The sequence below is a fragment of the Neisseria sp. Marseille-Q1983 genome, assembly GCF_018224585.1.
In the GTDB taxonomy this organism is placed as follows: Bacteria; Pseudomonadota; Gammaproteobacteria; order Burkholderiales; family Neisseriaceae; genus Neisseria; species Neisseria polysaccharea.
The window spans coordinates 1-5,284 of sequence record NZ_JAGTUI010000009.1 but is presented as its reverse complement, the minus strand read 5'-3'; the positions used below and the strand labels follow the sequence as shown (position 1 = coordinate 5,284).

5 protein-coding genes are annotated in these 5,284 nt (G+C 49.8%); all 5 read right to left on the bottom strand.

From position 1 onward, the window contains the following. Positions 1-311: 311 nt before the first annotated feature. The gene (locus tag KEM39_RS03230; RefSeq protein WP_118997256.1) at positions 312-1,100 is read right to left on the bottom strand and encodes a fimb protein; all 789 of its coding nucleotides are present in this window, start codon (positions 1,098-1,100) and stop codon (positions 312-314) included. 108 nt (positions 1,101-1,208) lie between these two features. Further along, a complete protein-coding gene (locus tag KEM39_RS03225; protein WP_118997319.1) occupies positions 1,209-2,642 on the bottom strand; it encodes an NAD-dependent succinate-semialdehyde dehydrogenase in 1,434 nt (477 codons plus the stop codon). Positions 2,643-2,771: 129 nt separating this feature from the next. Beyond that, on the bottom strand, positions 2,772-3,935 hold the full coding sequence (locus KEM39_RS03220; RefSeq protein WP_115119255.1) for a type I restriction endonuclease: 1,164 nt from the start codon (positions 3,933-3,935) through the stop codon (positions 2,772-2,774). A 68-nt stretch (positions 3,936-4,003) separates the two neighbouring features. Next, complete coding sequence (locus tag KEM39_RS03215) at positions 4,004-4,282, bottom strand: hypothetical protein (protein WP_019273425.1); 279 nt, start codon at positions 4,280-4,282, stop codon at positions 4,004-4,006. A gap of 481 nt (positions 4,283-4,763) precedes the next feature. Further along, on the bottom strand, positions 4,764-5,144 hold the full coding sequence (locus tag KEM39_RS03210) for an MliC family protein (protein WP_115119257.1): 381 nt from the start codon (positions 5,142-5,144) through the stop codon (positions 4,764-4,766). Positions 5,145-5,284 lie beyond the last annotated feature (140 nt).

The window sequence follows — 5,284 nt, the reverse complement described above, 5'->3', positions numbered from 1 at the left end:
CCTGAACAGACGGTACGCACAAAAAACGGCGGGCGGGCTTACTGCTCTGCTCGGGGTCTTTCATATGCGTGTACCTTCGGTCGAAATAATTTAAACAGTTTAACAGCTTATCGGGGCAATGGCAAAATGCCATGCCGTCTGAAAGAATGTTCGGACGGCATGAGCTTATTTTGAAATGTTTCAACACACGGACGGCACATAAAGCCTTCCCCTATGTGTTGCCCTGATTGAGGGGTTGCGCCCCTCTAAAATACAGTCTGATTCTACCGCCACGAAGAACGGATGTTCGAGTGTAGGCGGAGTCCCAACGGTTAAGGGGTGATGATGAAGCCGTCTATCGGCGCGTAACCTTTGGTGTTGCCCTCTTTATCGGTAATGACTATCCACTCTTTCTGCCTGCTGCTGGTAAACGGCAGGTAATACAGTTCCTCCCCTTCGGCGAGACCTGCCTGTTTCAGAATGTCCGCAACCGTCGTTTTTCTCGCATCCGCCAAAACTTTCAGCGGTTTCAGATGTTTGCGGATTTTTTCTGCTTCCTTGTCGGAATACGGCAGCCACCGGTCGGGACGCATACTCGGCTCGATACCTTTCAGGGACAAATCCAGCGTCTTGTTCTTCTCATCCGCATCCTCAGGTTCTTTCAATGCAATGCGGCGGATGCCGAACCACGACAGGCTTTGCAGCCCTTCGGGGGCTTTGTGCAAATCTTCGACCACGACTTCCGCCGCCGTAACAATGGTCATACGATCCTGTTCAAACGCTTCCACCACAGGACGCGCCAGTGAAACGCTGTGCAGACCGTACACCAAAGCCGCCAGCTGGATGATGCCGACCATGGAAAAATCGACCATGCGTTCCTTTGTCTTTTTCTTCGGGCTTGCCAAAATTAAAGTCAGCAGCGGGCCGCATACGATATCAACAGCCACCACCAGCTGATAAAGCGACAGCCCTCCCGTCAGCTCGGCATAAGGATAAGGATACCAAACCTTAAAAACCAGCAATGCCGCCAGTCCTGCAACCGATAGGCTGATTAAGAGGTGCCAGCCCGCACTTTTCAAGGCAAAACACCATCTCGGGACTGTTTTTCCGTTTTCCATCATATCTTATTCAAATCAAAAATAACCGTAAAAACAGGGCGCATTGTACAACAGATAGAGACTGCTTAAAATGCGGCACCGTCTGAAAACCTGCCGTTCAGACGGCATCCGTCACCCGATATCAATGCACAAATATTTCAATTCTAGATATTCGTCCGCACCGTATTTGCTGCCTTCACGTCCCAAACCGCTGCGTTTCACGCCGCCAAACGGTGCCACTTCATTACTGATTAAGCCCGTATTGATGCCGACCATACCGTATTCCAAGGCTTCGCCGACGCGCCATTGGCGGGCGGTATTGGAGGTGAAGAGGTAGGCCGCCAAACCGTATTCCGTATCGTTGGCGGCTGCGATGACTTCGGCTTCGGTTTCAAAGCGGAACACGGGACACAAGGGCCCGAAGGTTTCTTCGCGCGCCACCGCCATTTGCGCCGTTACGCCGCTTAAAACAGTCGGTTCGAAAAACGTTCCGCCCAACGCGCTGCGTTTGCCGCCGGTCAGACAGACCGCGCCTTTTGAGAGCGCGTCGGCGATGTGCTGCTCGACTTTTTCTACCGCTTTTTCCTCAATCAGCGGCCCTTGGTTGACGCCATCCTCCAAGCCGTTGCCCAATTTGAGCTCGGCTACTTTTTCACTCAATTTGCGACAAAATTCGTCGTAAATGCCGGATTGGGCGTAAACGCGGTTGGTGCAGACGCAGGTCTGACCGCTGTTGCGGAACTTGCTGGCGAGCGCACCTTCGACGGCTTTGTCCAAATCGGCATCGTCAAACACGATAAACGGCGCGTTGCCGCCCAGTTCCAAACTGAGTTTTTTAATGTCCGCCGCGCTATCGGCAAAAATTTTTGCACCGACTTCGGTCGAACCGGTGAAGCTGATTTTGCGTACAGTCGGGTTCGTAGCAAATTCATGGCTAATTTCCGAAGCACTGCCGCTGACAACAGGCAACAAATCCTGCGGTACGCCCGCTTCATAAGCCAGCACGGCCAACGCATACGCACTCAAAGGTGTGAGCGATGCTGGTTTGACTATCATCGCGCAACCCACTGCCAAAGCTGGCGCAGCCTTGCGCGCAATCATCGCGGACGGGAAGTTCCACGGTGTAATCGCAGCGGTAACGCCGACAGGCTGTTTCAACACAACCAGTTTTTGCGACGCTTTCACGCTCGTTAACACATCGCCGTCAATCCGCCGCGCTTCTTCGGCAAACCAGCGCACAAACGAAGCCGCATAATTGATCTCGCCGCGCGACTCGGTCAGGCTTTTGCCCTGCTCCATCGTCATCAGGCGCGCCAATTTTTCTTTGTTTTCTTTAATCTGAAAATACCAACGCCACAACACATCGGCGCGTTCCAACGCAGTTTTTGCCGCCCATAATTTTTGTGCCGCCGCCGACTTTTGAATCAGGTTTTTCAGCTTGTCCGAATCCGTCTTGCGGACATACGCCAAAGTCTCGCCCGTTGCCGGATTGCCGACCCCGATGCCGTCTGAAATCGGGGAAAGGGAAATATCGGGATGCTTGACTAATTGGGAATATTCGTTCATTTCGTGTCCTCCGGTATGCGGGATAACCGCTTTCAAATGCCGTCAAAATCGCGGACATTTGATGTGGTTCTTACGCCACAGACAGAAATATAAAACAAACCCCCTGCATATGCAGGGGGTTTTGTTGCCTTATTTAGGTTTGCGTTTAAAATTCTCGTCATCACAGCAGAATCGGTAAGAATCAATAACCAACCAAACAACACGAAGCAGGTTTTCAGGCGTATCAATAATAACTTGATTGCCTGATACCTCAAGTCCGCATCGTTCGATATTCGAAATATCCGACTCTTCCAATTCGATTGGGAAGATTACAGACGGCCTTTGTTTATTGTCAAAATACCGTAATATCCATCTGTTGCTTTTACCATCAACCAATACGCCGAAATAGCTTTCCGTATCCTTTGCCTCAATACTCGCATCATCAGGAAGAATTGATTTAACCAAATCAAACAACCTTCTTTCCGCATAAGTGGTAACGATTTTATTGTTTTCGGGGTCGATAATCGGTGCTGTTGGGTCTTCCTGCCTCCCCGTCTCAACAGGAGCGGCTTCCTCTTGCACTTTCGGCGCACTAAGCCCCGACACAATCATTGAACTAACCGTATTTTGAACAGCCTGTTTGACGATATGACGTATGCTTTCCAAATATCGTTGGGTAAACTGCCGCTGAATATTTGCCCTTCCCGCCACATAACGGACGAAATCCAAATCCACCTCTTTCAAACTTTCTGTGATTGATTCTGTAAATGCCGTCAGGTATATGCTTTCTTCTGCAAGGCTTCGCAATGCATCAGGTTGAAACTTGTCGTGCCTGAACTGATACAGTTGCGCCACATCATTTTCATTCAACATCGTAATATCAACGGTCAAAAACGGCTCCGAATCCATAATATTCTTATTGGACAAATCGGTAAAAAACCGCCATTCCCGGCCATTGGTAATAGCGCAAATGGCTACTTCAGGCGTGGCATTGAAGTAACGCGACAACTGCGGACAATGATTGGACAAATTCTCACTATATGATTTTGCTTCGATAAACATAACCGGTACGCCGTTGCAAAACAATGCGTAATCGACCCGCTCCCCTGATTTTGCACCCGGAAAATCCGCCTGATATTCCGCCCGAACCTTATTCGGATCGAATGCCGAGAAACCTAAAATATCCAATAAAGGCAAAATCAAAGCCTGTTTTGTCGTCTCTTCGGTAGTACAGATATGTGCAACCTTCTTGACATGTTCCGCATGGGAAGCAATCCGTTCTTTAAATACCGCACTTACAGCCACCGTATTCATGTTTATCCTTAGTTAAATTTGATTGAGCAAAGCCCGCATGAAGCGGGCAAAATTCTACAGATGGATACTTAATATCCTGCAGGAATAACAGGGGCAGAAACAACAACCCCATCTTTCATAACAACCGAAACTGTTCGAACCGATCCGGTTAGTCCATTCGCAAACGACCACACATAAACCAAGCCTTCAGGAGAGGACTTTGTTAAATTTGGATTGCCCAGCAAAGTTAATACCTCCTGTTCATCCATACCTTGCTTTATCTGCCGGGCGTTATCCCAACTGAAATTTGTACCGGCACATCCGGCCAATAAAATTGCACTAATGGCAAGAGTAAATACTTTTTTCATACCAATCCCGTTTCATTAAGAAGTGTTAATTTCCGCAATCATACCGCAACCGTAAAGAAAATCAAACTTTCTCAAACAACAAATCAAAATCATCCCCTGCTGCCTGCCGTATCGCCCCATACCACGCGACCAAGCCTAAATCCGTCTGCGAAATCATCTTCATATTCCAAAACCGCAAACCCTTCCGATGCCGTCTGAAGCATCCGGCCGGGCGGAGCAACATCCGGGCGGTGTCTGAATATGGCGCGGGCGCAATCCCTGTCGTTTAAGAAAAATATAGTGAATTAAATTTAAACCAGTACGGCGTTGGCTCGCCTTGCCGTACTATTTGTACTGTCTGCGGCTCGCCGCCTTGTCCTGATTTTTGTTAATCCACTATATCAGGCAGCCCGAACCCTGCCGGAGGCCAAACTGCAAAACAAATCCGACACAAAAAACCGCCCGAAAAAATCCGGACGGCGGTTCAAACAGGCTGCACCGTTTAACGGGCGCGGCAGGAAGTTTCGACCGAATTGCCGTAGGCATCGGTAAAGCCGAAGAAGGCTTCGCCACCTTTCTGGTGCCACTCGGTCCCGCTTCCGAACAGACCGTTTTCTGCAGTATAACGTTCACCGGATGCAGCAACGGCGGAAGACAAAACAGCACGTTTGTCATCCAAACGTAATTCAACCTTTCCGCTGTCTAACTGACGGACATGTACAGACAAACCGTTCTCGCATGAAAACGCCCGAAAATCAGCCGGGCCGGCTTGGTTTTGAACAGGCGGCATATGCCCGCGTCCGCCGCCATCATACGCCTCCGGTGCGGCACAGGCCGCCAAAGACAAAACCGGCACGGTCAGCGCGAAAAACCTGATATTCATAAAAGCTCCCCAATATTTCAAAACACATGGCGGCACATAAGGCACCGCCCTATGTGCCGCCATGACTCGGAAAGGGTTGCACCCCTCCCAAATAAAGTCTGATTCTACCGCCCCGAAGGACGGATGTCCAAGTGGCGGGG

Excerpts from the sequence above, each read along its gene's own strand:
- KEM39_RS03210 (WP_115119257.1), bottom strand. The coding sequence starts at position 5,144 with ATGAATATCAGGTTTTTCGCGCTGACCGTGCCGGTTTTGTCTTTGGCG.
- KEM39_RS03220 (WP_115119255.1), bottom strand. The coding sequence starts at position 3,935 with ATGAATACGGTGGCTGTAAGTGCGGTATTTAAAGAACGGATTGCTTCC.
- KEM39_RS03230 (WP_118997256.1), bottom strand. The coding sequence starts at position 1,100 with ATGATGGAAAACGGAAAAACAGTCCCGAGATGGTGTTTTGCCTTGAAA.
- KEM39_RS03225 (WP_118997319.1), bottom strand. The coding sequence starts at position 2,642 with ATGAACGAATATTCCCAATTAGTCAAGCATCCCGATATTTCCCTTTCC.
- KEM39_RS03215 (WP_019273425.1), bottom strand. The coding sequence starts at position 4,282 with ATGAAAAAAGTATTTACTCTTGCCATTAGTGCAATTTTATTGGCCGGA.